The organism is uncultured Mailhella sp. (assembly GCF_944324995.1).
Taxonomy (GTDB): Bacteria; Desulfobacterota; Desulfovibrionia; order Desulfovibrionales; family Desulfovibrionaceae; genus Mailhella.
The window spans coordinates 38239-65157 of sequence record NZ_CALUYL010000017.1 but is presented as its reverse complement, the minus strand read 5'-3'; the positions used below and the strand labels follow the sequence as shown (position 1 = coordinate 65157).

Sequence of the window (26919 nt, the reverse complement as noted above, 5' to 3'; positions counted from 1 at the left end):
TCCTTGTGGATGTTGTTTTCCTTGCCGAAGAAGCTCAGCGACAGATGATGAATGAGCTGATCCACCCCGGCGTCGGCAAGGCGCAGAGCGGTGTTCTGCACGCCCGCGGTCACGGCTGCGCGGGAGACTTCGTTTACCATGGTGGTGGCAGTGGCGTCATTCGGCATGAACTGCACGTTGTCCATGGCGCGGCTCAGGAAGCGGATACCTGCGGAAGAAGAATCAGTGTTGTTCTGGTTGTTGCTGACCATGGTGTTGAGAGCGGCCACGGGAATGATGCCGGGCAGCACCGAAGAAGCATTTCTGGCTTCCGCTTTTACAACAATGTCGCCTTCGCCGCTCTGTGAAATCTCTGCTTCAATGAGACGTCCGGCCAGCAGATTGGCGCTCTTCCAATATTCGCCTTCGGTCGTGTTCAGACCGTCGGTGATGGTGTAAGCTTCACCCGCCCGAGCGTTGGCGATGTACAGCTTGGAACCGCTGTCCACGGAAATATCGCCACTGCCGGTAATCATGGCTCCGGCGTTGGCCGCCTTGCCGTCGACGACCAGCAGCGAATTATTTCCAAAGGCCACAGCAGCGTCGTTGCCGGAGTTTACGGAACCGACACGCAGCTTGCCTTCACCGAGGGCGAGCGGCTTGCCGAGGGCGAGCAGAGCCTCGTCTTTAGAAGCCGTTACTCCGCCCATGTCGGGCAGGGCCACGGCAAGGGAAGAACCGGAGTTCACGTTGAGGGCGGAAGAGGCTCCTTCCTGAGTGTAGCCGCTGTTGAGCTTCGTCACGCCGCTCTCTACGGTCATGGCGCCGACATTGTGAACGTCGTTGCCTACGCCGTTGGCGGTGTTGTCGGAGAAGGTGTTGATGCCGGTGAGTTTCATTGTACCGGCGTTATAAATAGCACCGCCCTGACTAGCTTTATTGCCCGAGAAGGAGACATCATTGAGGGTAAGGAGGCCTCTGCCAGCGACACCACCGTCCAAGGCGTTCTGAACGGCATTATAGATACCACCACCAAGATTGGTAGCAGTATTGTTATTGATAGCGACATTACTAATCTGTGTGGTACCTACGGTATACAACTGGCCGCCATTCGTGGCAGTAAGGCCGCCAACAAGTGTTCCTCCAGAAATGGACAGGCTATGTTTATTTTCACCTATTTCCTTTTTCCCGTCGACCGTGACTTCGATCCTTCCGTCGATAGTCGAATTATTCACCGTTACACTGACACCATCAGTATAGCTATTTGACGGCCAATAATAGGCATCAAAGGCAAAACCGCCTTCTTTTGCAATGATGGTAGAGTTGTTGATAACAACGTTTCCATGATTATTGCTCATGGTATAAGGCGCGCTTCCCTGAAGATTCCTGCCGTCAACGACCATGTTTTCCAGAGTGAGGTTACAGTAGTTCTGAAGAACCATCTTGAATTTGCCGGATTCGGCAGTCGGCGAGGCTACATCAAGAGTTCCGTTTTTTAGCGTAACGGCACCACTATCCTTAAGAAGCTGGAAAAGCTGGGATTCTGTCCCTGTTGAACCTACAGAACCAGCGTAAGCCGTATATGTATGACCGGCAAAATCAACGGTAACGTTTTGCTTGAATACAGCTCCAAGCCCTTGCTCAATATTCTGTCCCAGCGTGATAGTTTCTCCAGCCTCGGCATCGGTAACGGCCGTCTTAAAGCCCTCCCCCGTAGTAATCGGCTCAGCTTCTGCCACTCCAGCCCCGCCCATGACCAGCATGGACGCCACGGCCAGAGAACCGAACACGTTCATGAGGCGGCATTTTTCCAGCACGGCCCTGTACCGATTGATAAGATTGCCGATGGCACCCTTGGTAAGCATGATTTTTCCTCCTGAAATTTACTTTTCCGAGATTCTTTTTCATCTCCGACAGTTATGACTCGGCAGCCGTTCTCGGAAAAATGGTCGTTAAAAATATTGAATTAAAATTAATTTAAATCAAGATGTAATTTAAATACATTTTCACTTCCTGCAATTTCCTTCACTTTCAACAAAAAACTGAAGGGATGGAAATGCCGGAAAAACATACACCGCATCTGGCGGCCGTGCTGGGGGCAAACATTGCCGGACGCCGCCAGCTTCTGGGAATGAATCAGGCAGATCTCGCCGCCCGTCTGGATATGGCGCCGGACGCTCTTTCCCGCATAGAAAACGGATACACGGCTCCGCGATTCGGGCGCATAGAACAGATAGCCGCCGTTCTGGAATGCTCTCCGGCGGAACTTTTTCGCGAACAGAACGCGGACACGCACGCCAACGCCATTTGTCTGGAAGAAATGCTGAGCGTGCTGTCTGTGGAACAGCAGGAAGAACTCATGGGGATCATCGCCAAGATCATACGGATGCTGGAAGCATGACCCTCCGCCCGCAATCTCTGAAATAACAAGGCTCTGCCGTCTCCCCGGAATACGGAAGAACACCTCCGCTCCACGAAAAATCCTCCCCCCCCAAAAAAAGCCGCCTTCCCCCAGGGAAAGCGGTCATCATCTCGCGCGCCTTTTGCCGAAAAACAAGCCGGAGCTCTTTCTCCCGAACGCTCTCCCGTCGTTTCCGACGCCCGAAACGTCCGACCTCGCGGCTCTCGCTTCTGCTTCATCGGGCCCGCCCGCATGCAGGCACAAAAAAGGCCGCTCCCCGAAAGGAACGGCCTCTCAACGCGCAGCGCCCGTCAGTTCAGACGCCTACGCTTCTTTTTTTTCCGTCTTTTCTTTCTTTTCTTCCAGCACCAGCGGCAAGAGTTCGCCTATGGTATGCACGGTGTGAATTTCGATGCGGCGGCGCAGATCGGAAGGAATCTCTTCCAGATCCTTGACGTTCTGCGCGGGAATGACCGCACGCTTCAAACCTCTCGCCACCGCGCCGAGAATCTTTTCCTTGATGCCGCCCACCGGCAGCACCCGTCCGCGCAGCGTGATTTCACCGGTCATGCAGGTGTCGCTGCGCACGGGGCGTCCGGTCAGCGCGGACACCAGCGCAGACACCAGCGTCACGCCCGCCGAAGGCCCGTCCTTGGGCGTCGCGCCCGCAGGCACATGAATGTGAATGTCCAGCTTCTGCGAGAACTCGGGATCAATGCCCAGTTCCCTGGCGTGAGAACGCGCATAGGTCACGGCGGCCTGCGCGCTCTCCTTCATGACGTCGCCGAGCTGACCGGTCAAAAGCAGTCCGCCCTTGCCCTGCATGGTGCTCACTTCAATATGCAGCACCTCGCCGCCGGCCTGCGTCCAGGCAAGGCCCAGCGCAACGCCGGGCAGAAGCGCGCCTTCCTTTTCCTCGTCCAGAAAGCGCGGCGCGCCCAGCAGTCTGGCCACCACGGCCGGCGTGACCACAAAGGGAGGCTTTTCCCCCTCCGCCTTGCGCCTCGCAAGCTTGCGGCAGATGGCTCCAATCTGACGCTCCAGTCCGCGCAGACCGGCTTCCCGCGTGTATCCGCGGATGACGCGCGCCATGGCGTTGTCGCGGAACACGATGTCCTCTTCCTTGAGGCCGTTTTCCGCAATCTGGCGCTTCAGCAGATACCGGCGGGCAATGGCCAGCTTTTCCTGTTCCGTGTAGCCGGAAAGATGGATGATCTCCAGCCTGTCCAGCAGCGCGGCGGGAATGGTGTCGAGCTGGTTGGCCGTGCAGAGGAACAGCACCTTGGACAGATCGAATTCCAGATTCAGATAATGATCGCTGAAATGGGAATTCTGTTCCGGATCCAGCGCCTCAAGCAGCGCCGAAGCGGGATCGCCTCGGAAGTCGTTGCCGAGCTTGTCGATTTCATCCAGCACGATGACCGGATTGCGCGTGCCCGCCTGCCGGATGGCCTGAATGATGCGGCCGGGCATGGCGCCGATGTAGGTGCGGCGATGTCCGCGGATTTCCGCTTCGTCGCGCATGCCGCCCAGGGAAATGCGCTGGAACTTGCGGCCGAGCGCCCTGGCGATGGACCGGCCGAGAGAGGTCTTGCCCACGCCGGGAGGCCCCACGAAGCACAGCACCGGTCCCTTGGAATCGGGGTTCAGCTTGCGCACGCTCAAAAATTCGAGAATGCGGTCCTTCACTTTTTCAAGGCCGAAATGATCCTCGTCCAGAATGGCTGCGGCCTTCACGATGTCCAGCCTGTCGCGGGACATCTTTTTCCACGGCAGCTCGGCCAGAAGGTCGAGATAGGTGCGAACCACGTTGGCTTCCGCGGAGTCGTTGTGCATCGAAGCCAGACGGCGAAGCTGCTTGTCGGCCTCGCGTCTTGCGTCGGGCGGCAGCGAAGCCTTGTCCAGAGCCTTTTTGAGATTTTCGTTCTCGTCGTCGCCGTCTTCGCCGTCGCCGAGTTCCTTGTGTATGGCCTTGAGCTGCTCGCGCAGAAAGTAATCCTTCTGCGCCTTGTCCATGCCCTCGCGCGCCATGCTCTGAATGCGCGCCTGCATGGCGGCCACTTCCACTTCGCGAACCAGATGCTTGTTCACCAGACGCAGCCGTTCCACGGGATCGAGGCATTCAAGCAGGGCCTGAGCCTCGTCCACGCGCAGGCGCATGTTGGCGGCAATGATGTCCGCAAGGCGGCCCGGATCGTTGACGGAGTTCAAAACGTTCATGATTTCCCCGGAGGGAAGTCCGCGCAGATGCAGAATGCGGTCGCTCTGCTCCCGCGCGGAACGCATCATGGCTTCAAGCTCCACGTCGGAAACGTCGCCGCGGTTTTCTTCCAGCACGCGTATGCGCGCAAGAAGTATGGGGCCGTTGTTGTCGAATTCCTCCACCTGCGCGCGCGAAAGCCCCTGAACCAGCAGCTTGACCTGACCGTCGTTCATCTTGATCATACGCAGAATCATGACCACGGAACCGACATTGTACAGATCGTCCGGTTCAGGCTCTTCGGCCGAAGCGTCGCGCTGGGCGCAGAGCAGAAGGTAACGGTTGCCGTTGAGCGCGAATTCCACGGCCTCCATGGCCTTTTCGCGGCTCTCGAACAACGGAACTATCATGGAATTGAACACCACGCTGTCGCGCAGAGGCAGAACCGGCAGCACGGAAGGAATCGCCGGAGCCATGTCGTCGGCATCGCCGTCAGGGTTCTCGCCGGAGGCTCCTCCTTCGTTGCCCTGCCCTTCCCCGGAGTCGTCCGAACCATTGTCCCGAGCCTCCGCAGGAAGAGCGGCGCGTTCCGTCTCCTGTTCCAGCAGGTCTTTCTTCTCTTCTTCCGGCAATGCGGAAAGCGTCTTTTGCGTATCGCTCATGCTATCCTCAATTAGGGCAGATCCCAGTCCTTTTCGTCACGCAAGGCGGCAGTCGTGCGTCATGCTGAACGCCGCCTCGGAAGTGATGATCACATGATCGTGCAGGTACAGGCCCAGATGCCGGAGCGCCAGGGCGATGCGACCTGTCAGCGCCCTGTCCTCCTGCGACGGCATGTAGGTTCCGCCGGGATGGTTGTGCATGAGGACAAGACTGCTTGCATGGTTCCGTATCATGAGCTCCACCACTTCGAGCGGTTCCAGAGCCACATGATCCGGCGAGCCATGACGAATCCTTTTAAACATAAGCAGTCGATTCTGTTTGTCCAGAAGCGCGGCCCACACTTCTTCATCGGCGCAGTGCTTCAGACGCTGCCTGCCCATCTCCACAAGATCGGGCAGGGTAACGGTCTGCTTTCTTTGTACGTTGCTTTCCGATGCGCGGGCAATGATTTCCCGGAGAAGACAAAGAAAACTATCAACGGCCGGTCCGCAGCCTTCCACGTCCGCCAGCTCTTCGGACGTGGCCGAAAGCAGACCGTCGAAGCCGCCGAACTGAGCCAGAAGTCGCTTGGCGAGCAGCTTGTTGTCGCGCCGGACATACACGCATCCGAGCGCAAGCTCCAGCACTTCGTAATCGGGAACGGCTCCGGGATCGGCCAGGAAACGTTCGCGAAGGCGTTTTCTGTGACCGGAACGCAGATCGGATTCGGAAGAAGAAGCGCCGTCCTTCATAACGTCAGCGCCCGGCATTCGTCCGGCCCTGTTCCGGGGCGAACACGAGGGAAAGCGAGGCCACGAGCTCTTCCATGGCCTGAAGCGGCTGCCGGGCTCCGCTCTTGACCGAAAGCTCGGCCTTCTGAAGCTCGGCGAACATGCGGCACAGGCCCGCAAAGCCCACGCGAGAAGCAAGGCGGCGCTTTTCGTTTTCCACAAACTGGGGAACAAAGACCTTGTCTCCGGCCTGAAGCTGCCAGAGCAGACGGGCTTCTCTGGCCATGAGCGTCAGCAGAGGAAAAAGCAGCGATTCGCCGCCGTCGCCCTCGCGCAGCAGCGTTTTCCACACGGCGCGCGCATTGCCGTTTTCCAGCTGACGAATGACGTCGAAAATCACGGCTTCGGGCGTGAATTCCGTCATCTGACGCACGAGCGACACGTCCACGGAGCCGTCGGGCGAGGCGAGATAGAGCTGTTCCAGCACGCCGCGGATGGCGGAAGCGTCGGGAATGAGCATTTCCGAAAGCGCGTTGAGCGCGTCGGGAGCCAGGCGCAGGCCCATGGCGGACGCCTGCTTCTGAATGTGCTGCCGCAGGGAACGGGCGTCTATGCCCGCCGAGCGCCACACCCATTTCCGGTTATCGGCAAAGGCCAGACACTTGAGCTTGGCGATGTACGCGGGCAGCTTGGGCTGCCCCTTTTCCCAGGGGCCTTCAAGACAAAATACGGGCAGCACCCCGGATCTCGGCGTGCCGAGCGCGGCGGAAAGCTTCTTCCACACGTCCGCGGGAAGCTGCTGCGCGCCCCGCACCACCAGAACGCGGCTGCGGCCGTCCATGCCGAGCAGTGTGAGCGCGTCCCAGAAGCGCCTGTCCAGGCCTTCGTCCGCCCAGAACGTCTGCACGTCCGGCGGGAGCGCCCCGGATGACGCCGGAGCGATGAGCTCCCGCTCCACGTATTCGCGAAGCAGCGCGGCATCAGGGCAGATGCAGAAGAAGAAACCCGGCCTGTCCATGACGATCTCCGTTCGGGGCGACTCAGAATTTCTGCTGCATGCGGTCGAAGGCGCGGCGCAGCGCTTCCTTCAAACCGTCGCGGATGGCGTTGCCTTCGTCCACGGTCTCGTACTTGTCGAAATAGGAAATGACGCCGGAACGCCACACCACCGTGCCGTTCTTGCCGCTGCGCACCACAAGTTCAAGCTGCACCACGGTGTCGCTGAGCAGAGTGTTGTCCACGCTGTTGGACACGGAAGAGCGCACGCGGAAACCCGGCATGGTGATGGTGAGAAGATAGTCGGCGTTGCCGCTGTCCACCCAGCGGGCCAGACGCCGCAAATTGACTTCGTCGCGCGCAATGCCGCGCAGGTAATACTGAACCCAGGGATACATGGTGACCTGCTCCACCTTGTCTATCCTGAGCGTCTGATTGCCGTCGCCGAGCACGCTGACCGCTCTCGAGCTGCTGGAGGAATACCCGTCCAGCTCGTATCCGCAGCCGCCGACGAACAGACTCAGGCAGCAGACGGCGGCCGCCATCATACCTTTCCACGTTCCCCTGGGTTTTCTCATCAAACATTCCTTTGCGGCGGAGTCGGAAGCGCGGACAAGGTCCGTTCCGAAAGATTGCGCCGCATTCTCCGTCCGAAAGGAGGGAAGAGAATCCTTCCCCCCTTTCCTTCGGAATATGAGCATGAAGCCTCGCTCCGCACCGGCGAAGCTATCCGGCCACCACGTTGACCAGCTTGCCGGGCACCACGATGACCTTGCGGATCGTCTTTCCGGCAATGTGATTCTGGATGGAGCGCTCGGCAAGCGCGGCCTTTTCCAGTTCTTCGCGGGACGCGCCGGCAGGCACTTCCACCTTGCCGCGCAGCTTGCCGTTCACCTGCACCACCACGGTGACCACGTCGCGCTTCAGCGCTTCCTCGCTCCATTCGGGCCAGCGCACGTCGTCCAGAGAATCCTCATGGCCGAGCTGCTGCCAGACTTCCTCGCACATGTGCGGCGTGAAGGGGAAGAGCATGACGAGCACCGTGGCCATGGCGGACGAAAGAGCCCTGCGGCCTTCTTCCGTGGAGGAAAGTTCCTCGCGGTACTGGTTCACGCTGTTGACGAGTTCCATGATGGCGGCGATGGCGGTGTTGAACTGATTGCGTTCCGCGATGTCCTCGCCCACCTTCTTCACGGTGGCGTGTTCGCTCAGGCGCAGCGCGCGGATGGCGTCGCTCGCGGCGGGCGAAAGGTCGGAGCAGGCGGACACGGGCTTCAGAATGGACTGCATGTCGGAGAACATGCGCCACACGCGGCTCACGAAGCGGTAGGAACCTTCAATGCCGCTGTCGCTCCAGTCGAAGTCGCGTTCCGGCGGCGCGGCGAACAGGCAGAACAGACGCACCGTGTCGGCGCCGTACTTCTTCACCATGGCGTCGGGATCCACGATGTTGCCCTTGGACTTGGACATCTTGCTGCCGCCGAGCAGCACCATGCCCTGCGTGAGCAGATTCTTGAAGGGTTCGTCCATGTCGGCGGGCAGATAGCCGAAGTCGCGCAGCATCTTGGTGAAGAAGCGGGAGTACAGCAGGTGCAGAATGGCGTGTTCCACGCCGCCGATGTACTGATCCACGGGCATCCAGTACTTGAGCGCCTCCATGTCGAAGGGCGCATCTTCCTTGCGGGCGGACGTGTAGCGCGCAAAGTACCAGGAGGATTCCACGAAGGTGTCCATGGTGTCGGTTTCGCGGCGGGCGGGGCCTCCGCAGCAGGGGCACACGGTGTCCACGAAGGAAGGCGTGTGCGGCAGCGGCGAACGGCCGTCGTCGCAGGTCTTCACGTCGAGCGGCAGACGCACGGGCAGATCTTCAATCTTCACCGGCTGCACGCCGCACTTTTCGCAGTACACCACGGGAATGGGCGCGCCCCAGTAGCGCTGACGGGAAATGTTCCAGTCGCGCAGGCGATAGTTGACCGTGGCGCGGCCCTTGCCGGTTTCCTCCAGCTTCTTGATGATGGCCGCCTTGCCTTCGGTGCTGGGCATGCCGGAAAACTCGCCGGAATTCACCAGAACGCCGGGTTCGGTGTAGGCTTCCGTCATGGAGGCGGGATCCATTTCCTTGCCGTCGGGGCTCACCACCACCTTGATGCCGATGCCGAACTTGCGGGCGAAGTCGAAGTCGCGCTGATCGTGCGCAGGCACGGCCATGACCGCACCGGTGCCGTAGTCGGCGAGCACGAAGTTGCCGAGCCAGATCGGGATGCGGTCGCCGGTAAAGGGATTCAGGCAGTAGGCGCCGGTGAACACGCCGTCCTTTTCCAGGGTTTCGGACTGGCGGTCCAGGCGGTCCATGTTGCGGGTGCGCTCGATGAAGGCGCGGATTTCAGCCTCGTTCTCGCGACCGGCAATGAGGGATTCCACCAGCGGATGCTCGGGAGCAAGCGTCATGAAGGTCACGCCGAACACCGTGTCGGCGCGGGTGGAGAACACCTTGATCTCGCCTTCGCGGCCTTCCAGCTTGAACACGATTTCCGCGCCGGTGGAACGGCCTATCCAGTTGTGCTGCATGGTGAGCACGCGGGCGGGCCAGCCATTTTCCAGCTTTTTCAGATCGGCGAGCAGCTCGTCGGCGTAGGCGGTGATGCGGAAGAACCACTGCGTGAGATCCTTCTGCTCCACCTCGGAATCGCAGCGCCAGCACTTGCCGTCGATGACCTGTTCATTGGCGAGCACGGTATGGCAGCTCGGGCACCAGTTCTGCGGAGCCTTCTTGCGGTACACGAGGCCCTTTTCCAGACACTTGAGGAAGAATTCCTGCTCCCAGCGGTAGTATTCGGGGCGGCAGGTGGCTATTTCTCTGCGCCAGTCGTAGGAGTAGCCCATGCGCTTGAGCTGGGAACGCATGTTGTCGATATTGGCATACGTCCACTTGGCGGGATGCGTTCCATGCTTGATGGCGGCGTTTTCCGCAGGCAGACCGAAGGCGTCCCAGCCGATAGGATGCAGAACGTTGTAGCCCTGCAGACGGCGGAAACGCGCCATGACGTCGCCGATGGAATAGTTGCGGACATGGCCCATGTGAATGTTGCCCGAAGGATAGGGAAACATTTCCATGAGAAAATACTTGGGTTTGGAAGGATCAACATCGCAGTTGAAGGAGCCCTTTTCAGCCCATATCTTCTGCCATTTTTCTTCCAGCGCATGAGGATCGTAACGAGACGAGAGTGCCATTTTTGTTCCTTGAAGCTTCGGGCGTGCGCCCGCGATAACAGATCGAGAGATATTTCCGATGCGGCATCAGCCGCGGCTGCGCAGTTCTCCCTTGTCCACGGCCTTGCTCACCGCGTCGAGAATGCCGTTGACAAAGGTGTGGGAACGCGAATCGCCGTACTGCTTGTCGAGTTCGAGGGCCTCGTTCATGGAGACCTTGGGCGGAACGTCGGCGCGGTACAGCATTTCATACACGCCGAGGCGCAGCAGATTCAGTTCCACGCGCCCCACGCGATCCAGACGCCAGTTGCGGGCGAAGCGCTCGATGACGGCGTCAAGCTCGTCGCGATGCTGCCACACGCCGTACACCAGCTCCCAGGCGAAGCCGGAAGGTTCGCCGTTCTGTTCCAGGGCCTCGTCCTGACGGGGCACGGCAAGGAAGGCGGCCTTGAGCTGTTCCACGGAAGCGCATTCCAGAAATTCCTGACCATACAGGGCCTGAAAGGCCAGCAGACGCTGTGCGCGACGGGAGGGTTCTTTTGCACCCATTACAGCTGCTCCATGACGCGGATGGTTTCCACAACGGCGGCGGCGGTTTCCGCACCCTTGTTGCCCACATGGGCGCCGGCGCGCTCAATGGCCTGTTCAAGCGTGTCGCAGGTCAGCAGACCGAAGCCCACGGGCAGACCGGACTGCAGAGACACCTGCGCAATGCCCTTGGCGGCTTCGGAGCAGACGTAGTCGAAATGGGGAGTGCTGCCGCGGATGACCGCGCCGAGAGCGATGATGCCGTTGTACTGCGAGAACGCGGCCATCTTCTTGCACACGATGGGCAGCTCGTACGCGCCGGGAACGCGCACCACGGTGATGTCTTCCTGGGCCGCGCCGTGACGGGTCAGGTAGTCGATGGCGCCTTCCACGAGATGCTGAACGATGAAGTCGTTGAAACGCGACGCCACAATGGCGATCTTCAGCCCCTGGGCATTGAGCTGTCCTTCTATGGTCTTGACGGAATACATGATGTCCTCACTCTGTCTTGGGGCATACCCGCCTGAGCAGGTGGCCCATTTTTTCTTTCTTCGTCAGCAGGTAGTCTTCATTGTAGCGGCCGGGCTCCTGCTCGATGGGCACCCGCTCCACGATGTCGAGTCCGTAGCCTTCCAGTCCCACGATCTTGGTGGGATTGTTGGTCAGCAGACGGAGCTTGCGAATGCCCAGATCCACCAGGATCTGAGCGCCGACGCCATAATCGCGCAAATCGGGCCGGAAGCCAAGACGAATGTTCGCTTCCACGGTGTCCAGGCCCTGCTCCTGAAGCGCGTAGGCCTTGATCTTGTTGGCCAGACCTATGCCGCGGCCTTCCTGCCGCATGTAGAGCAGCACGCCGCGGCCTTCTCTTTCTATCTGACGCAGCGCCGCGGCCAGCTGACCGCCGCAGTCGCAGCGCATGGAGCCGAACACGTCGCCGGTCAGGCATTCGCTGTGAACGCGGGCGAGCACGGGTTCGTCGGTGGTCACGTCGCCCTTCACGAGGGCCACGTGGGTGCGGCCGTCCACGGAGTTTTCATAGGCGATGATGCGGAACGTGCCGTACTTCGTGGGCATGGAAGCCTCGGCCGCGCGCTTCACGGCCACTTCGCCGTGCTCCAGACGCCAGCGGATGATGTCCTTGTTGGCGGCGATGTGCAGATCATGCTCGGCGGCGAACTTTTCAAGATCGGCCATGCGGGCCATGGTGCCGTCGTCCTTCATGATTTCGCAGATGACGGCCGCTTCCTTGAGGCCGGCCATGCGGCACAGATCCACGCTGCCTTCCGTCTGTCCCGCGCGGGTGAGCACGCCGCCCTTCTTCGCGCGCAGAGGAAACACGCAGCCGGGAGAAACCAAATCCGAGGGCCTGGCGCCGTCGGCCACGGCCACGCGCACGGTATGGGCGCGTCCTGCGGCGGAAATGGCCGGAAATTCACTCTTTGCGGCGTCGATGGACACCGTGAAGTTCGTGCCGAACTTCGAGCCGTTTCGCCGCGTCATGAGCGGCAGATTCAACGCGTCGGCGCGCTCGGCGGAAAGGGAAAGGCAGATGAGTCCCCTGCCCTCCCGGGACATGAAATTGATGATTTCGGGGGTAACGAACTCGGCGGCCGCCACAAGGTCGCCTTCGTTCTCTCGGTCTTCGTCATCCACAAGGATGATCATTCTGCCCTTTTTAAGATCGTCAAGGGCGGTCTCCACACTGCAAAGGGGCATACGCTGTCCTCAAAGGCCGAAGCCGTTACGACGCAGAAAGTCCATGGTCACGCGCTCCTCGGGAGCCTTGCCGCCGGGGGCGTAGGGCTGCATGAGGTGCTTCACATACTTGCCGATGACGTCCGTTTCGAGATTCACCGCCGAGCCCGGACGCCAGAAGGCCACGGTGGTCACGCGCCAGGTTTCGGGAATGATGTTCACTTCCAGAAAACCGGGCCCGCAGTCGTTCACGGTAAGACTGATGCCGTCCAGCGTCACCGAGCCCTTGGGCACGATCTGCGAACTCCACTCCGGCGCGAACACGAGGCGGACGCAGCGCGACTGCCCCACGGGGCGCACGCTCTCCACTCTCGCCACGGCGTCCACATGCCCGCTCACGATGTGACCGCCGAAACGCTCTCCCATGGCCATGGCGCGCTCCATGTTCACAAGGCCGCCCACGGTCAGGCCGCCGAGATTGGAGCACGACAGCGTTTCCGCCGAAGCAAACGCCGTGAACGACGGTCCGGCGGGAATCCACGTTTCCATGGTGAGGCACACGCCGTTGCAGGCCACGGATTCGCCGATTTCGGGCCTGTCCCACGCAAACAGCGGATGAAACCGGAACAGGATGTCTCCGCCGCGCTTGTCCACGGCCTCGATGCGGCCCTGCCCTTCCACAAGTCCCGTAAACATGACTATCCTCTGTCTGCGCGGAAATAAAGATGAATGTCGCCGTCCACCACGGAAGTTTTCACCACGCGCATGCGCAGCGCGTCGTCCATGCTGTCCACGGTGCGGCCGGAGAACACGGGCGTGGCGTCGGCGTCGCCGAGAATGGCGGGAGAAAGATGCAGATGAAATTCATCCACAAGACCGCGTTCCAGAAGCGAAAGCGCGAGCTTGCCGCCGCCCTCGCAAAGCACGTACAGGCAGTGCTCGTTTTCCCGCAGGCCCACAAGCGCCTCTTCCACGTCGAGGGCGTGCTTGCCCGCCGGGCAGTCCACGCCGTACACCCGCGCGCCGCGATTGCGCAGCGCCGCCGCGGAAGGCGACGCCGCCTGCGCGGCCGTGCTGAAGAACACACAGTCCTGCGGCCTGTCGTCGAGCAGATGGCAGCTCGTGTCCCCTGCGGGCAGACGGGAGGTCATCACCGCGGCCAGAGGCTGACGACGGGCGCTCGCCGTGCGCGCGGTAAGACGGGGATTGTCCAGAAGAAACGTGTTGCCGCCCACGAGCACCGCGCCGCCCGCGCGGCCGATGTTCTCGCGCAGGCGCATGACCTCTTCGTGCGAGGCCCGGTTGGAAATGAGCTGGGAGCGGCCCGCCCGCGTGGCGATGCGTCCGTCGAGCGTGGAGGCCATCTTGAGAATGACGTACGGACGGCGCGTGGTCTGCCACACGATGAAGTCGGCCACAAGATCGCGGCACTCCTTCTCAAGCACGCCCGTCTCCACCTCTACGCCCATGGAGCGCAGATATTCCGCGCCGCCCGCGGCCTGCGCGTTCACGTCGGGCATGCCGACCACCACATGGGGAATGCCCGCTTCCAGAATGGCCTTCGTGCAGGGAGGCGTCTTGCCCTGATGATTGCAGGGCTCCAGCGTGACGTACAGCGTGCAGCGCGAGGGATCCACGCCCTTTTCGCGGGCGTCGCGCAGACAGTTCACTTCCGCGTGCCCCTGTCCGCACACCTGATGCCAGCCCTCGGCGACGATCTTGTCGTCCTGCACGAGCACCGCGCCCACCGTAGGATTGGGAGCCGTGCTCCAGCGCCCTCTTTCGGCCAGTTCCAGGGCCGTGCGCATGAAATTTTCGTGACGATTCACGCCTTGCCTCCTTCCTTGTCTTCTCCCGTCGCGGCGCTCTTTTCGCAGAGATCTTCCCCGCTCACGGGGCACGCCTCATCCGCGCCGTGCGGCAGATGGATGACCTCGACGCCGGCTTCCGCCAGCATGTTCTTCGAGAACTCATCCGGATAATTTTCTGAAACCCATATTTTTTTAATGCCGCAATTAATAAGCATTTTCGCACAGATAAAACACGGATACGTGGTGCAGAAAAGCTCTGCCCCGCGCAGGGAGATGCCGTGAACCGCCGCCTGAATGATGACGTTCTGTTCGGCGTGAATGCCGCGGCAGATCTCATGCCTCTGCCCGGAAGGAATGCCGAGCTGCGCGCGCAGACAGCCGGCCTCAAGGCAGTGAGGCACGCCGGAGGGCGCGCCGTTGTAGCCCGTTGCCAGAATGCGCCGATCGAGCACGGCAACAGCCCCCACCTTTCTTCTCAGACAGGTGGAGCGTTCCGCCACAAGGTAGGCGATGTCCATGAAATACCGTGGCCAGCTGGCTCTGCCGCCCTGCGCCATAGCGCCTCCTGTTCCATCAACGGAAACTATCATGTGCAAGCCCGTTTGAAAACGGGAAAAAAAGACGGCCCCGCGCACGAAAAAGCGCAGGGCCGTCCCCTGTATTTACCAGGCAAACAGCGGGAACTGGCAGGCAAAGGCTTCCACTTCGGCACGAATCTCGCCGAGGCGGGTTTCGTTGGTCGTGTTGGCCAGTACGTCCACAATCCAGCCGCCCACCTTTTCCATGTCCTTTTCCTTCATGCCGCGCGTGGTGAGCGCGGCCGTGCCGATGCGCACGCCGGACGTGACAAAGGGAGAACGGGTCTCGAACGGAACCGTGTTCTTGTTCACCGTGATGCCGGCAAGATCAAGAGCGTGTTCGGCGTCCTTGCCGGTGATGTCCTTTCTGGTGAGATCAACCAGCATGAGGTGGTTGTCCGTGCCGCCGGACACGAGATCGTAACCCGCGTCGGTGAGGCAGGAGGCCAGCACCTTGGCGTTGCGGAGAATCTGGGCCTGATATTCCTTGAATTCAGGACGCAGCGCTTCGCCGAGGGCCACGGCCTTGGCCGCGATGACGTGCATGAGCGGGCCGCCCTGAATGCCGGGGAACACCTTGCTGTTGATGTTCTTGCCGTACTCTTCGCCGCGGCTCGTGAGGATCATGCCGCCGCGGGGGCCGCGCAGGGTCTTGTGCGTCGTGGTGGTGGTGATGTCCGCAAAGGGCAGGGGCGAAGGATGCAGGCCCGCCGCCACAAGACCGGCGATGTGCGCCATGTCCACCATGAGCTTCGCGCCGACCTTGTCGGCAATCTTGCGGAAGCGCTCGAAGTCGATGATGCGCGAATAGGCGCTGGCGCCGGCCACAATGAGCGCCGGATGGCATTCCTCTGCCTTCTTTTCCAGCTCGTCGTAGTCGATGCGGCCCGTTTCGCGGTTCACGCCGTAGGGAACGAAATGATAGGTGCGGCCCGAGAAGTTCACGGGGCTGCCGTGGGTCAGATGACCGCCGTGGGACAGATCCATGCCCATCACGGTGTCGCCGTCCTTGATGAGGGCAAGGTAGGCGGCCATGTTGGCCTGGCTGCCCGCATGAGGCTGCACGTTGGCATAGTCGCAGTGGAACAGCGTCATGGCGCGATCGCGGGCGAGGTTTTCCACCACGTCCACGAACTCGCAGCCGCCGTAATACCGCTTGCCCGGATAGCCTTCGGCATACTTGTGCGTCATGATGGAGCCCTGCGCTTCGCGCACGGCGGTAGATACAAAGTTTTCCGAAGCGATGAGTTCAAGCTTGCTCACCTGGCGACGGGATTCCTTCCAGATGGCGGCCGCGACTTCGGGGTCGCGCAAAATCAGTTCGTCCATGGTTCTCCGTTCCTGAAAATTGAGGGCCGGTCCCCCGGCCCTGCAGATTAATCGAACTTCTTCAGCACAAGGCTGGCGTTGGTGCCGCCAAAGCCGAAGGAATTTATCATGGCATAGCGGGGATCGAGCTTTTTCGAGCCGCCGCCCATGTAATTGAGATCGCACTCGGGGTCAGGCGTTTCCTGATTGATGGTGCCGGGCACCATGCCGGTGGAAAGCGACAGCGACGCAAACACGCTGGCCACGCCGCCGGAAGCGCCGAGCAGATGGCCTATCTGCGACTTCACGCCCGTGATGGCGAGATCCTTCGCATGATCGCCGAACACTTCGTGCATCGCCTTGGTTTCAGCGGCGTCGTTGGCGTGCGTGGAGGTGCCGTGGGCGCTCACATGGTCGATGGCGTCGGGAGAAAGTCCGGCGTCGGCCAGAGCGTTGCGCATGCTCGCGGCCATGCCCTCGCCGGTTTCCAGGGGAGCCACCATGTGATGGGCGTCGTCGGAAGCGCCGAAGCCCACGACTTCCGCGTAGATCTTCGCGCCGCGGGCGAGAGCGTGCTCCAGCGTTTCCAGCATGAGCATGCCGGCGCCTTCGCCCATGATGAAGCCGCTGCGGCCGGCGTCGAAGGGACGGGAAGCCTTTTCGGGCTCGTCCTGATGGGCCGTGCACAGCGCCTTCATGGCCGTGAACCCGGAAATGCCCATTTCCGTGATGGTGGATTCCGCGCCGCCCGTGAGGATGGCGTCGGCGCGGCCGAGCACGAGCTGATCATAGGCGCTGCCTATGGCGTGCAGGGCCGAGGCGCAGGCGCTGGTGGACACCACGTTGATGCCTTTGGCGCCGGTGAATATGGCCACCTGACCGGGAGCCATATTGGAAATGAGCATGGGAATATAGAAGGGAGATACGCGGTTGGGGCCGGACGTGCGCAGCTTTTCGTGGAAGTCTTCAATGGTCTTGAGGCCGCCGAGACCGACGCCGAGCACCACGCCCACGCGCTGAGCGTTGCTCTCGTCGATTTTGAGACCGGAATCGGCCACGAGCTGCATGCCCGCGCAGACGGCGAGCTGACAGAAACGGTCCATCTTGCGGCACTGCTTGGCCGGAATGAACTCTTCAGGCTTGAAATCCTTTACTTCGCCCGCAATGTGCGTAGGAAATTCGGTGGAATCAAAATGGGTGATGCGACCGATGCCGGACTTGCCGGCAAGCAGGGCCTCCCAGCTGCTCTCAAGGTCGGTGCCCAGAGGAGTGATGGCGGAAAGGCCGGTAATGACTATGCGCTTACGATCCACGCGGAACAACTCCAGATAAAGGTGACGGGAAAATGTTCCCAACATGGCGGAACGCTTCTGAAAACAGAACTTCGGAACTATCTTCCGAAATTTTGTTTTCGCGCGGACCTCTCCTTCCGCGAAGCGCCCGTCCCAAAACAGCTCTCGGCCCGGAACGTTCACGAGCCGTCAGAGCGGATGCCCTGTCGAGGGCCGCGCTCCCCTGCCGGACAACTGTCTTGCCGGACAGGACGCGGGCGTCCGCTCCCGCGGACGCCGTGCGGCTCGCCAACGGCGAAGCCGCCGAAACTCGAATACGCCGGGGAACGCGAAGCTCCCCGGCATCTTCATGAAAACAAGATGAAAGGAAGTAATAACTTACTTCTGCTTGCTTTCAATATAGTTGATGGCGTCCTTGACCTTCAGGATCTTCTGAGCGTCTTCGTCGGCGATTTCCACGCCGAAGGCTTCTTCAAAGGCCATGATGAGCTCGGTCAGGTCGAGAGAGTCAGCACCCAGATCTTCGATGAAGGAAGCTTCGGGAGTCACTTCTTCTTCAGAAAGCTGAAGCTGTTCGACGATGATCTGCTTAACTTTATCTTCAACGGCGGCCATGGTTCCCTCCAGGGGGTGTTTCAGGTTTCTACTTGTGCCGGAAGCTCTGCTCCGGCTTTGCCAGATGACTAGGAAAATCCCGCGCCCCGGACCGACAGCGGAAAGGACGCCGGGCTTTTCCGGAAATATCCTCAGCAGTACAGTCCGCCGTTGACGGCGATCACCTGTCCGGTGATGTACGACGCCTTGTCCGAAGCGAGGAAGGCCACGGCGTCGGCCACATCCTGGGCGGAGCCGAGACGGCCCAGCGGGATGGCGGAAACATAGGCTTTTCTTACGTCTTCGGCAAGGGCTGCCGTCATGTCGGTTTCGATGAAACCGGGAGCCACGGCGTTCACGGTCACGGAGCGGCTGCCGAGTTCCTTGGCGGCGGACTTGGTCATGCCGATGAGTCCGGCCTTGGCGGCGGCGTAGTTGATCTGACCGGCGTTGCCCATCTGACCGACGACGGAAGAAATATTGATGATGCGGCCGCAGCGCTGGCGGGTCATGATCTTGGCGGCCTCGCGCAGGAACAGGAAGGCTCCGCGCAGATTGGTGTTGACCACGGCGTCGAAGTCTTCGTCCTTCATGCGCAGCACGAGAGTGTCGCGGGTGATGCCGGCGTTGTTCACCAGCACGGAAAGCTGCACCTTGCCCTTGATTTCCTCGGCAAAGAAGCGGGCCACCGCCTCGGAGTCGCCGGAATCGAGACGAAAGGCGCGGGCGCGACCGCCCTGGGCCTCAATGTCGGCCACGGTCTGCTCGGCCGCCTCGGGACGGCTCACGTAGGTGAAATATATCTGATATCCGGCGGCGGCGAGGGTGAGGGCCACGGTGCGGCCTATGCCGCGGGAACCACCGGTAACAATCGCGGTAGGGGTGAGTTCGCTCATGCTCATGCTCCTGATGGGGGGAATACTAAGCGTTTTCCGGGGAAATGACAACGGAGAAACTAGGCCAGCAGCGCGGATCCCCAGGTCATGCCGCCGCCGAAGCTGGTCAGCAGAACCTTCATGCCCGGTCTGAGCGCGCCGGAGCGGCGGGCGTCCTCCATGGCCACGGGAAGCGTGGCCGCGGAGGTGTTGCCGTAGTGCTGCACGTTGGCGAACACCTTGTTTTCGTCGATGCCGAGCCGTTCGCCCACGGCCTTGATGATTCTGAGATTGGCCTGATGAGGAATGAAGAGATCGAGCTCGTCCAGGGAAATGCCGTTGCGGGCAAGAATGGTCTGACTCTCTTCGGTCATGCTGCGCACGGCGTGCTTGAACACGGCCATGCCCTGCATGGAAATGAACCAGTCCGCGCCCACGGCGTCCCCTTCCTTGATGCGGCAGGCGGAGCCGCCGCCGATCTTGATGAGATCGTGGAGGGAACCGTCGGAAGAGCACACGACGTCACGAAGCTGCCAGAGCGCGCCCTTCTCTTCGGAGCGGATGACCACCGCGCCGGCGGCGTCGCCGAAGAGCACGCAGGTGGTGCGGTCGGTAAAGTTGGTGCGGCGGGAAAGAGCCTCGGTCGCCACGAGGAGAACGACGGCGTCGGGATGGCTCTGCACGGTGTTGCGCGCAAGCTCCAGGCCGTACACGAAACCGGTGCATGCGGCGTTGAAGTCGAGGCACATGACGTTGCCCTTGCGGCCGTCGGCGGCGGAAATGCCGAGCTTGGAAGCAATCACGCAGGCCGTGCTGGGGCAGAGATAATCGGGGGTGCAGGTGGCCACGAAAACATGAGTGACCTCTTCCGGAAGCACTCCGGCCTCTTCAAGGGCCGCGCGGGCGGCTTCTGCGCCGCAGTCGGAAGCGTTGACGCCATCTTCGAGAACGTGTCGTTCCTTGATGCCCGTTCTGGTGGTGATCCATTCGTCGGAAGTTTCCACCAGCTTTTCCAGATCATGATTGGTCATGACGCGGGGAGGAATGCAGGAGCCGAGTCCACAAATATAGCAGGGATGATTCATGAGATGTCCGAACACAGCCGCACGCGTGGCGGCGGTCGTTCCTTTTAAGACGGAGAGAAAAGGCGCGCACGGCCTCCCTCCGAAAGAAGCCGCACATTTTCCGCAAAGGGACGAAGCGGCCGGCAGGACGCATGAAGAAACGCCCTGTTCCGTCAGGCGGCGCAGACGCGCCGGCTTTCACGGCACGTCGTGCGGAAAGCCCTCTCGGAAGGGAGAACTTTCCGCACGACGAAAAACATGATGAGCAGCTAGACGCTGCGGCCGTAACTCGTCAGCTCCTCGTTGGCGCTGATGGTTTCCACCAGACGCTGCTGCGTGCCCTTGACCACATAGGTGTTGGCCATGGTGACGGCGCTGGTGATGGCCTTGGGATTGGACTTTCCGTGACACACGATGGCGATGCCCTTCAGACCGAGCAGGGGCGCGCCGCCGTATTCCGCATAGTCCACCATCTTTTTGAAGTTCTGGAACGCCTTCAGGGAAAGGAACGCGCCCACGCGGGGCAGAAGCCCGTTGTTGAGCAGTTCCCTTTTCAGAAGATGCGTCAGGGAAGTGGCCAGGCCCTCGCTCAGCTTGAGGGCGATGTTGCCCACAAAGCCGTCGCACACCGCCACGTCGATGTTGCCGGTGAAGAGATCCCGGCCCTCGGCGTTGCCGATGAAGTTGAGGTTGGAAGCCTGCTTGAGCAGTTCATAGCTGCTCTTCACCAGGGAATTTCCCTTGCCTTCCTCTTCGCCGATGCTCAGGATGCCCACCCGCGGATCCTCGTAGCCGAGGATGTCCTTGACGAAGGTGGCGCCCATGAGTCCGAACTGAAAAAGATGATGCGGACGGCACTCCACGTTGGCGCCCACGTCGAGCAGGAGCATGGGCGACTTTTCCGTGGGAATCACGGAAGCCAGAGCAGGCCGTTCCACCCCGGGAATACGCCCGAGAATGAACATGCCGCAGGCATAGGCCGCACCGGAGTGACCGGCGCTGATGAAGGCGTCGGCCTTGCCCTGGCGGACCAGCCTGCATGCCACCTGCATGGAGGAATCCTTCTTGGTGCGCAGAACTTCGGAAGGCTTGTCGGTCATCTCCACCAGCTGCGTGGCGTTGACGATTTCGTACAGTTCGCCTTCTCCGTCCTGCTCGGAAAGATCGGCAAGCGTCTTGCGGATCGCTTCCTCAATACCGACAAGGATTACTTTGGCGCCCGTGTTTCGAGCGGCCTGAAGCGCGCCGGGAACGACCACGGAAGGGCCGAAATCCCCTCCCATGGCGTCCACGGCCAATCTTGCGCGATTACTGCTCATTGCTGGCTACAGGTTCGACCTGACGGCCATCGTACTTGCCGCAGGAAGGGCAGACGCTGTGAGGCTTGGTGGGAGCGCCGCAGGAGCAGTAGATGACCGTGGGCTTGGCCACACGATCGTGAGAACGACGCATGCACTTTCTGGAGTGGGACTTTTTGTTCTGCTGAACGGCCATGTTGTTTCTCCTTATCGCGGAAACGGGGATGTCATCCCTGATGTTTCACTTTCAGTTGACGCAGAGCAGCCAGCCGCGGATCACCGCTGTCGCGGGAACAGCTGCAGGCACCTTCATTAAGATTCTTGCCGCACACGGGGCACAATCCCCGACAGTCCGGCCTGCAGAGAGGCTTCACCGGCAAAGCCAGCGAAAATTCCTCCCACAAAAGCGACGCCAGATCAAGAAAAGGCGCTCCGCCTTCCATGGTCACGGCGCATTCGTCCAGAAGTTCGGCAGGACCTTCCTCTTCCGGTTCGGTTTCGCCCAGTCCGGGGTATTCCTCGAACTCGTCGAAGCTCTGGTTCAGCACCACAAGAGTCTCTTCCATGCAACGGTTGCACGGCATGGCCACCACGCCCCGAATCGTGCCGCGAAGCAGGCAGCCGTCCGCCTGCGAAAGCAGAAACACTTCGGCGACAACTGGCTCAACTATGCGGCATGACAGATGATATTCCTCAATGGGCCCCTTCCAGACTTCCTCGTCGGAAACCGTGAGGCTGAGCCCCTGAGGTTCAATCTCATTCAGTGCGATGTGTCTAAGATCCATGCTTTACCTCTGGAAACATGACAAAATACCCACAGGGCCCGTCTTTGTCAAGTGTGCAGACGGCGCTTCGCGCATGCGCTCCGCGTCTTTTTTCTCCCGGGGAGAAAACGTTTCTCGCTCTGCGGACGGGTCCGGCAACGCCTCCTATTTTCCCTTGACGGCCTTTTCGCTGATGAGCATGGCGTCGTGCAGACCGTAGCCGTCGAGCTTGCGCCTGAGTACCTGAAGATCGGCCTTGCTGCCGCGCATGAGCACCTGCACGTAGTACCAGGTGGTGCGGCGGGTCTTGGCCTGCGTGCGGCGGGCCCGCATGCCGTCCTTGGAAAGCCGGTTGAGCAGCGCCTGCGCCTGCTCCGGCTCCTTGAAGGCGGCCACCCGCAGCACGTAGTCGAACTGCGGCTCCCTGGGCTTCTGCACTTCCGGCTTCGGCTTCTCCTGCGCCGCCTTTTCCTGCGTCACGGCCGGAGCCGCGTCCGACGCCTTGTCCGCATCGGCCAGAACGCCGCCCGCGGCGTCGCTCTTCAGGCTGGTCATGAAGCGCAGCTCTTCCTTGGGAAGAATCTTTTCCGGCTCTTCGCTCTCCCCTTCTTCGGCCTTGGGACTCTCCGAAAGCAGCGTGTCGAGCTCCAGTGCCTGCGGCAGAGGCATGCTGCTGCGCCCGACAATCACGCCGGAGAGAAAACTGAATCCCAGCATGACGAGCGCAAGCACGCTCATGGTCACCAGCGCGGAAGGCGTAATGTTCGCCCGCCAGGCAAACACGCTCCGGCCTTCGGAACGCGTTTCGCTGCGCGAAGGCGCGGCCCGGCGCGAAGACGCCTCATCGGCCGCGGCCGATGAAGCCGCGGCGTCCGAGCTTTCCTCCGCAGCGAAGAACGCCGTCTGCCGACGTTCGCGCTCGCTGTTCTTCTTCGCGCTGGAGGAGGAATTGCGATAAAAGGCGTTGGCCATGACTACATGGATTCCGGAGCGCTGACGCCGAGCAGATCAAGGCCGTTGGCAATGACCACGCTCACGGCGCGCAGCAGCGCAAGGCGCGCCTTCATGACGGCCTCGTCGTCGCCGCTCAGCACGGGGTTGTTGGCGTAGTAGCTGTGCAGCTTGCCCGCAAGTTCCATGAGGTAGAAGCTTACGGGATGCGCCGCGCGGGAACGGGCCGCGTCTTCCACCACGTTGCGGAAACGTTCCGCTTCGCGCAGAAGGGCCAGGTCGTCGGCCGAGGTGAGGGGCGCGAGCATGTCCGCCGTGCAGCGTTCGGGAAGAACCACGCCGCGATCGGCGGCGCGGCGCAGCAGCGCGGCCACGCGGGCGTAGGCGTACTGCACGTAGTACACGGGGTTTTCCATGTTCCGCTGCTTCACGAGATCGAGATCGAAGTCGAGCGGACTATCGCTCTTGCGGGACAGGAACATGAACCGGGCGGCGTCCGTGCCCACGTCGTCGAGCACTTCGCGCAGGGTGACGAATTCGCCCGAGCGGGTGGACATGGCCACAGGCTCGCCGCCGCGCATGAGGTTCACCATCTGAATGAGCACCACGTGGAAATCCTTTTCCGGATCGTGCTTCATGCAGGTGATGGCCGCCTTCATGCGGGGAACGTAACCGTGATGATCCGCGCCCCACACGTCAATGCATTCATCGAAGCCGCGTTCAAACTTGTTGGCGTGATAGGCGATGTCGGAAGCAAAATAGGTCAGATAGCCGTCGCTCTTGCGGAGCACGCGGTCCTTGTCGTCGCCGAACTGCTGCGTGGCGAGCCACACGGCGTTGTCCTTGTCGTAAACGAGGCCCATGGCGCGCAGCTTGTCGAAGGCTTCCTCCACCTTGCCGGCGTCAACGAGGCTCTTTTCCGAGAACCAGACCTGATGTTCCACGCGGAATTCCCTGAGGTCTTCCTTGATGCCCGCCAGAATGGTGGCGCAGGCGTACTCGTAGCACAGATCCTTGGCCTCGGCCTCGGGACGCTCGATCAGGGAAGGATCCTTGTCCAGCATTTCGCGGGCGATGTCGCGGATGTAGTCGCCGTGATACCAGCCCTTGGGATCTTCGGGATACACCACGGGCAGATTGCAGATTTCGCGCATGCGCAGATACACGGAATCGCCCAGCAGACGCATCTGACGACCGGCGTCGTTGATGTAGTACTCGGTGGACACGTCGTATCCGGCGAAGCGCAGCAGACGGGTGAGCGAATCGCCCACGGCGGCGCCACGGCCGTGTCCGATGTGCAGGGGGCCGGTGGGGTTGGCGGACACGTATTCCACCACGATGCGGCGGCCGCTGCCGTTCCTGGAGGAGCCGAAGGCCTTGCCCTGCTCTTCCACGTCGGAGACCACGCCCTGCCAGAACGACGGAGCGAACGTGACGTTGATGAATCCGGGGCCGGCGATTTCGGCCGTGACAAGTCCGGGGAACCTGTCGCACAGTTCAGCCTTGATCTCTTCCGCCACGGCGCGGGGCGCGGCCTTGGCCTGCTTGGAGAGCACCATGGCGAGGTTGGTGGCGAGATCGCCGTGGCTGGCGTCTCTGGGCGTTTCCAGAACGGCCTTTTCCGGCCATTCCCAGCCGTGTCCGGCCACGATGTCCCGGAGGGCCTTTTCAATGAGAAGTATGTCGCGCATCGTTATCCTTCAAATGCATCAACGGCGTCTTTATTGGGAATATGAACGGTGGTGTAGCTGCCGTCGGCCACGTCTGCGGCCACGAGAATGGGACGCACCATGCGGGTGAGCACGCCCTGCGGACCAAACTCCACCCAGCGGCGCACGCCGTCTCTCCACTGATTGGAAATGGTGTCCACCCAGCACACGGACGAGGTCATCTGACGGCGCATGGCGCTGTGCAGCGCTTCCGCGTCGCTCAAAGGCTCGCCGTTGATGTTGGAATAAATGGGGAACCTGGCGTCGTGCCAGTCCTGCTTGTCGAGCAGCTTGGAAAATTCCGCCGAAGCTTCGGCCATCATGGGCGTGTGGAACGCGCCGCTCACGGCCAGCGGGAAGCCCTTGGCGCGCGGATTTTCAGCCTTCAGCTTTTCCGCCGCGGCCTCCACGGCCTCGCGATGACCGCTCAGCACGAACTGCAGGGGCGTGTTCTTGTTGGCCACGCGCACGAGCTTGCCGGTGGCTTCGGACACTTCCTTGGCCGCGGCTTCCACCTGTTCCTGAGAGAGGCGGATCATGGCGCACATGGTGCCGATGTGTTCCGGATCCACGTCGGCCATGAGGCGGCCGCGCAGGGACACAAGTTCGAGCACCTTGTCTATGGGGAGCACGCCTGCCGCGGCCAGCGCGCTGAATTCGCCCAGGCTGTGACCGGCCGCGCAGACCGGAGAAAGACGATCGGCCACGCTCAGCCACAGCGCGAGGTTCACCACGGTGATGGCGGGCTGAAGATTGCGGGTTTCCGCCATGAGGGTGGCGTCGTCGCTGTCCCAGTATATCTCGCGCAGAGGCAGACCGCTGATGCTTTCCGCCTTCTTCCAGAGATCCATGATATCGGAAGACGCCTCGGCAAGACGCCTTCCCATGCCAGATGCCTGCGACCCCTGACCGGGAAACAGGATGGCGGTCTTAACACTGTTCATTCCATACTCCTTGGATGGGATTATGGGTCACATACTCACACGAAGTCCCCGCAGTGCGCGGGGACGCCGTCTTCTAGTCGTAGCGGACGGAGCTGAACTTCATCAGACGATCCCAGTTGTGATGGGATTCGATGTAGCGGAACGTGCCGGTCTTGGCGCGGATGACCAGAGAATGGGTGACCGCTCCGCGGCCGGAATAGCTCACGCCGCCGAGGAAGGTGCCGCCGGAAATGCCGGTGGCGGCAAAAAAGGCGTCGTCGGCGCGGATGATGGAATCCACGGTGAGGATTTCGTCAAGTTTGGTGCCTTCGGCGATCATGGCCTGCCTTTCGGCGTCGGACTGCGGATCGAAGCGACCGAACATCTGTCCGCCCACGCCCTTGATGGCGCAGGCCGAAATGACGCCTTCCGGCGTGCCGCCGGTGCCCATCATGACATCGACGTCCACGCTGGGATCGGCCACCATGAGGGAGCCGGCCACGTCGCCGTCGGTGTGAAGGGTGATGCGGGCGCCGGTCTTGCGGATTTCTTCAATGAGGCCCTTGTGACGGGGCTTGTCGAGCACGAACACCACGAGGTCGTTGATGTCCTTGCCCACGGCGCGGGCCACGGCCTGAAGGTTGTCGGCCACGGGAGCGTCGATGTCCACCACGTCGCGGGCTTCGCGGCCCACCACGAGCTTCTTCATGTAATAACTGGAGCCGGGATTGTACATGTAGCCGGACTTGCACGCGCCGATGACGGCGATGGCGTTGGGGCGTCCGAGGGCCAGCAGATTGGTGCCCTCCACGGGATCCACGGCGATGTCGACGGCAGGCCCCGTTCCGTCTCCCACTTCCTCTCCGTTGTACAGCATGGGAGCCTTGTCCTTGGCGCCTTCGCCGATGATGACGCGGCCCTTGATGGAGAGAGAGTCAAAAGAAAGGCGCATGGCGTCCACCGCCGCGCCGTCGCCGTCTTCCTTGGCGCCCTTTCCCAGCCAGCGGGCCGCGGAAAGAGCTGCGGATTCCGTTACGCGGAGCAGTTCGAACGCCAGATTTTTTTCAGGAGCTTGCATATGATCCTCCCTCGGAAAGGAGCTTTTACATAAAGAACGGCCCAAAAGCAGGCCGCAACGCCATAACTATAGCCGAGCCTGCGTATTTCATCAAGAGTAAAGGCACGCCGACGGGACAGGCGAAACGTACGGCGGCGGCAACGATCCCCGGCGCGGCGGCAAAGGCCGTCCTTCGCCCGGAAGATGCGGGGCAGACAACGCCCATGCGGACGCCCCGGGAACCCCCTCTCCCCGTTTCCGGGGCGCAGGGGTTCCCGCGTCTTAGCAAAACAAACGCCCCATGATCACG

Annotated in this window: 25 protein-coding genes; 1 reads left to right on the top strand and 24 read right to left on the bottom strand. The window is 61.3% G+C overall.

Translation table 11 applies throughout. The annotated features are described in order from the left end of the window. The coding region (locus tag Q0K02_RS08200) for a hypothetical protein (protein WP_294487240.1) at nt 1-1844 on the bottom strand (1844 nt) is incomplete at its 3' end. Nucleotides 1845-2035: 191 nt separating this feature from the next. On the opposite strand from Q0K02_RS08200, the gene Q0K02_RS08195 reads away from it, so the two are divergent. Beyond that, on the top strand, nt 2036-2380 hold the full coding sequence (locus tag Q0K02_RS08195; protein WP_294487237.1) for a helix-turn-helix transcriptional regulator: 345 nt from the start codon (nt 2036-2038) through the stop codon (nt 2378-2380). A gap of 324 nt (nt 2381-2704) precedes the next feature. On the opposite strand, the gene lon is transcribed toward Q0K02_RS08195, so the two are convergent. From lon to glpX, 23 genes are all read right to left on the bottom strand, one after another. Next, complete coding sequence (gene lon, locus Q0K02_RS08190; RefSeq protein ID WP_294487235.1) at nt 2705-5242, bottom strand: endopeptidase La; 2538 nt, start codon at nt 5240-5242, stop codon at nt 2705-2707. A 36-nt stretch (nt 5243-5278) separates the two neighbouring features. Then, nucleotides 5279-5974: a DNA repair protein RadC gene (gene radC, locus Q0K02_RS08185; RefSeq protein ID WP_294487233.1), complete on the bottom strand. Its 696-nt coding sequence runs from the start codon at nt 5972-5974 to the stop codon at nt 5279-5281. A 4-nt stretch (nt 5975-5978) separates the two neighbouring features. Then, entirely contained in the window at nt 5979-6971 is a 993-nt protein-coding gene (holA, locus tag Q0K02_RS08180; RefSeq protein ID WP_294487231.1) for a DNA polymerase III subunit delta, read from the bottom strand. A 22-nt stretch (nt 6972-6993) separates the two neighbouring features. Continuing rightward, nucleotides 6994-7527, bottom strand: a complete 534-nt coding sequence (locus tag Q0K02_RS08175; RefSeq protein WP_294487229.1) for a hypothetical protein — start codon at nt 7525-7527, stop codon at nt 6994-6996. Between the two features lie 148 nt (nt 7528-7675). Next, on the bottom strand, nt 7676-10180 hold the full coding sequence (gene leuS, locus Q0K02_RS08170) for a leucine--tRNA ligase (RefSeq protein ID WP_294487226.1): 2505 nt from the start codon (nt 10178-10180) through the stop codon (nt 7676-7678). A gap of 66 nt (nt 10181-10246) precedes the next feature. After that, on the bottom strand, nt 10247-10708 hold the full coding sequence (gene nusB / locus Q0K02_RS08165; protein ID WP_294487221.1) for a transcription antitermination factor NusB: 462 nt from the start codon (nt 10706-10708) through the stop codon (nt 10247-10249). Beyond that, nucleotides 10708-11178, bottom strand: coding sequence for a 6,7-dimethyl-8-ribityllumazine synthase (ribE, locus tag Q0K02_RS08160; protein ID WP_294487218.1), 471 nt, complete (start codon nt 11176-11178; stop codon nt 10708-10710). The genes nusB and ribE overlap by 1 nt, the downstream gene beginning before the upstream one ends. Nucleotides 11179-11185: 7 nt before the next feature. Beyond that, nucleotides 11186-12406, bottom strand: a complete 1221-nt coding sequence (locus Q0K02_RS08155; protein WP_294487216.1) for a bifunctional 3,4-dihydroxy-2-butanone-4-phosphate synthase/GTP cyclohydrolase II — start codon at nt 12404-12406, stop codon at nt 11186-11188. Between the two features lie 9 nt (nt 12407-12415). After that, nucleotides 12416-13081: a riboflavin synthase gene (locus Q0K02_RS08150; protein WP_294487213.1), complete on the bottom strand. Its 666-nt coding sequence runs from the start codon at nt 13079-13081 to the stop codon at nt 12416-12418. A 2-nt stretch (nt 13082-13083) separates the two neighbouring features. After that, nucleotides 13084-14214: a bifunctional diaminohydroxyphosphoribosylaminopyrimidine deaminase/5-amino-6-(5-phosphoribosylamino)uracil reductase RibD gene (gene ribD, locus Q0K02_RS08145; RefSeq protein ID WP_294487210.1), complete on the bottom strand. Its 1131-nt coding sequence runs from the start codon at nt 14212-14214 to the stop codon at nt 13084-13086. Further along, complete coding sequence (locus Q0K02_RS08140; protein WP_294487207.1) at nt 14211-14753, bottom strand: cytidine/deoxycytidylate deaminase family protein; 543 nt, start codon at nt 14751-14753, stop codon at nt 14211-14213. Before Q0K02_RS08140 ends, ribD begins: the two co-directional genes overlap by 4 nt. A 105-nt stretch (nt 14754-14858) precedes the next feature. Further along, nucleotides 14859-16103 (bottom strand): serine hydroxymethyltransferase, encoded by a 1245-nt coding sequence (gene glyA / locus Q0K02_RS08135; protein WP_294487204.1) that lies wholly within the window; start codon nt 16101-16103, stop codon nt 14859-14861. A 47-nt stretch (nt 16104-16150) separates the two neighbouring features. Further along, nucleotides 16151-17395 (bottom strand): beta-ketoacyl-ACP synthase II, encoded by a 1245-nt coding sequence (gene fabF, locus Q0K02_RS08130; RefSeq protein WP_294487201.1) that lies wholly within the window; start codon nt 17393-17395, stop codon nt 16151-16153. A 357-nt stretch (nt 17396-17752) separates the two neighbouring features. Continuing rightward, a complete protein-coding gene (locus tag Q0K02_RS08125; RefSeq protein ID WP_077072368.1) occupies nt 17753-17989 on the bottom strand; it encodes an acyl carrier protein in 237 nt (78 codons plus the stop codon). 131 nt (nt 17990-18120) lie between these two features. Then, nucleotides 18121-18864 (bottom strand): 3-oxoacyl-[acyl-carrier-protein] reductase, encoded by a 744-nt coding sequence (fabG, locus tag Q0K02_RS08120; RefSeq protein WP_294487197.1) that lies wholly within the window; start codon nt 18862-18864, stop codon nt 18121-18123. 59 nt (nt 18865-18923) lie between these two features. Further along, on the bottom strand, nt 18924-19928 hold the full coding sequence (locus Q0K02_RS08115) for a beta-ketoacyl-ACP synthase III (RefSeq protein ID WP_294487195.1): 1005 nt from the start codon (nt 19926-19928) through the stop codon (nt 18924-18926). 248 nt (nt 19929-20176) lie between these two features. Continuing rightward, entirely contained in the window at nt 20177-21226 is a 1050-nt protein-coding gene (plsX, locus tag Q0K02_RS08110) for a phosphate acyltransferase PlsX (protein ID WP_294487192.1), read from the bottom strand. Then, nucleotides 21216-21401 (bottom strand): 50S ribosomal protein L32, encoded by a 186-nt coding sequence (gene rpmF / locus Q0K02_RS08105; protein WP_294487189.1) that lies wholly within the window; start codon nt 21399-21401, stop codon nt 21216-21218. The genes plsX and rpmF overlap by 11 nt, the downstream gene beginning before the upstream one ends. Before the next feature lie 31 nt (nt 21402-21432). After that, on the bottom strand, nt 21433-21990 hold the full coding sequence (locus tag Q0K02_RS08100; RefSeq protein ID WP_294487186.1) for a DUF177 domain-containing protein: 558 nt from the start codon (nt 21988-21990) through the stop codon (nt 21433-21435). 144 nt (nt 21991-22134) lie between these two features. Then, a complete protein-coding gene (locus Q0K02_RS08095; RefSeq protein ID WP_294487181.1) occupies nt 22135-22941 on the bottom strand; it encodes an SPOR domain-containing protein in 807 nt (268 codons plus the stop codon). Between the two features lie 2 nt (nt 22942-22943). Continuing rightward, nucleotides 22944-24611 carry an arginine--tRNA ligase gene (argS, locus tag Q0K02_RS08090; protein ID WP_294487178.1) on the bottom strand — a complete coding sequence of 556 codons (1668 nt, stop codon included), beginning with the start codon at nt 24609-24611 and terminating at the stop codon, nt 22944-22946. Between the two features lie 2 nt (nt 24612-24613). Next, complete coding sequence (locus tag Q0K02_RS08085; protein ID WP_294487175.1) at nt 24614-25573, bottom strand: ACP S-malonyltransferase; 960 nt, start codon at nt 25571-25573, stop codon at nt 24614-24616. 73 nt (nt 25574-25646) lie between these two features. Further along, complete coding sequence (glpX, locus tag Q0K02_RS08080) at nt 25647-26630, bottom strand: class II fructose-bisphosphatase (RefSeq protein ID WP_294487172.1); 984 nt, start codon at nt 26628-26630, stop codon at nt 25647-25649. Nucleotides 26631-26919 lie beyond the last annotated feature (289 nt).

What these genes read in the sequence shown, in the direction of transcription:
- Q0K02_RS08195 (WP_294487237.1), top strand. Translation starts at nt 2,036, where the DNA reads ATGCCGGAAAAACATACACCGCATCTGGCGGCCGTGCTGGGGGCAAAC.
- lon (WP_294487235.1), bottom strand. Translation starts at nt 5,242, where the DNA reads ATGAGCGATACGCAAAAGACGCTTTCCGCATTGCCGGAAGAAGAGAAG.
- radC (WP_294487233.1), bottom strand. Translation starts at nt 5,974, where the DNA reads ATGAAGGACGGCGCTTCTTCTTCCGAATCCGATCTGCGTTCCGGTCAC.
- holA (WP_294487231.1), bottom strand. Translation starts at nt 6,971, where the DNA reads ATGGACAGGCCGGGTTTCTTCTTCTGCATCTGCCCTGATGCCGCGCTG.
- Q0K02_RS08175 (WP_294487229.1), bottom strand. Translation starts at nt 7,527, where the DNA reads ATGAGAAAACCCAGGGGAACGTGGAAAGGTATGATGGCGGCCGCCGTC.
- leuS (WP_294487226.1), bottom strand. Translation starts at nt 10,180, where the DNA reads ATGGCACTCTCGTCTCGTTACGATCCTCATGCGCTGGAAGAAAAATGG.
- nusB (WP_294487221.1), bottom strand. Translation starts at nt 10,708, where the DNA reads ATGGGTGCAAAAGAACCCTCCCGTCGCGCACAGCGTCTGCTGGCCTTT.
- ribE (WP_294487218.1), bottom strand. Translation starts at nt 11,178, where the DNA reads ATGTATTCCGTCAAGACCATAGAAGGACAGCTCAATGCCCAGGGGCTG.
- Q0K02_RS08155 (WP_294487216.1), bottom strand. Translation starts at nt 12,406, where the DNA reads ATGCCCCTTTGCAGTGTGGAGACCGCCCTTGACGATCTTAAAAAGGGC.
- Q0K02_RS08150 (WP_294487213.1), bottom strand. Translation starts at nt 13,081, where the DNA reads ATGTTTACGGGACTTGTGGAAGGGCAGGGCCGCATCGAGGCCGTGGAC.
- Q0K02_RS08140 (WP_294487207.1), bottom strand. Translation starts at nt 14,753, where the DNA reads ATGGCGCAGGGCGGCAGAGCCAGCTGGCCACGGTATTTCATGGACATC.
- glyA (WP_294487204.1), bottom strand. Translation starts at nt 16,103, where the DNA reads ATGGACGAACTGATTTTGCGCGACCCCGAAGTCGCGGCCGCCATCTGG.
- Q0K02_RS08125 (WP_077072368.1), bottom strand. Translation starts at nt 17,989, where the DNA reads ATGGCCGCCGTTGAAGATAAAGTTAAGCAGATCATCGTCGAACAGCTT.
- fabG (WP_294487197.1), bottom strand. Translation starts at nt 18,864, where the DNA reads ATGAGCGAACTCACCCCTACCGCGATTGTTACCGGTGGTTCCCGCGGC.
- Q0K02_RS08115 (WP_294487195.1), bottom strand. Translation starts at nt 19,928, where the DNA reads ATGAATCATCCCTGCTATATTTGTGGACTCGGCTCCTGCATTCCTCCC.
- plsX (WP_294487192.1), bottom strand. Translation starts at nt 21,226, where the DNA reads ATGAGCAGTAATCGCGCAAGATTGGCCGTGGACGCCATGGGAGGGGAT.
- rpmF (WP_294487189.1), bottom strand. Translation starts at nt 21,401, where the DNA reads ATGGCCGTTCAGCAGAACAAAAAGTCCCACTCCAGAAAGTGCATGCGT.
- Q0K02_RS08100 (WP_294487186.1), bottom strand. Translation starts at nt 21,990, where the DNA reads ATGGATCTTAGACACATCGCACTGAATGAGATTGAACCTCAGGGGCTC.
- Q0K02_RS08095 (WP_294487181.1), bottom strand. Translation starts at nt 22,941, where the DNA reads ATGGCCAACGCCTTTTATCGCAATTCCTCCTCCAGCGCGAAGAAGAAC.
- argS (WP_294487178.1), bottom strand. Translation starts at nt 24,611, where the DNA reads ATGCGCGACATACTTCTCATTGAAAAGGCCCTCCGGGACATCGTGGCC.
- Q0K02_RS08085 (WP_294487175.1), bottom strand. Translation starts at nt 25,573, where the DNA reads ATGAACAGTGTTAAGACCGCCATCCTGTTTCCCGGTCAGGGGTCGCAG.
- glpX (WP_294487172.1), bottom strand. Translation starts at nt 26,630, where the DNA reads ATGCAAGCTCCTGAAAAAAATCTGGCGTTCGAACTGCTCCGCGTAACG.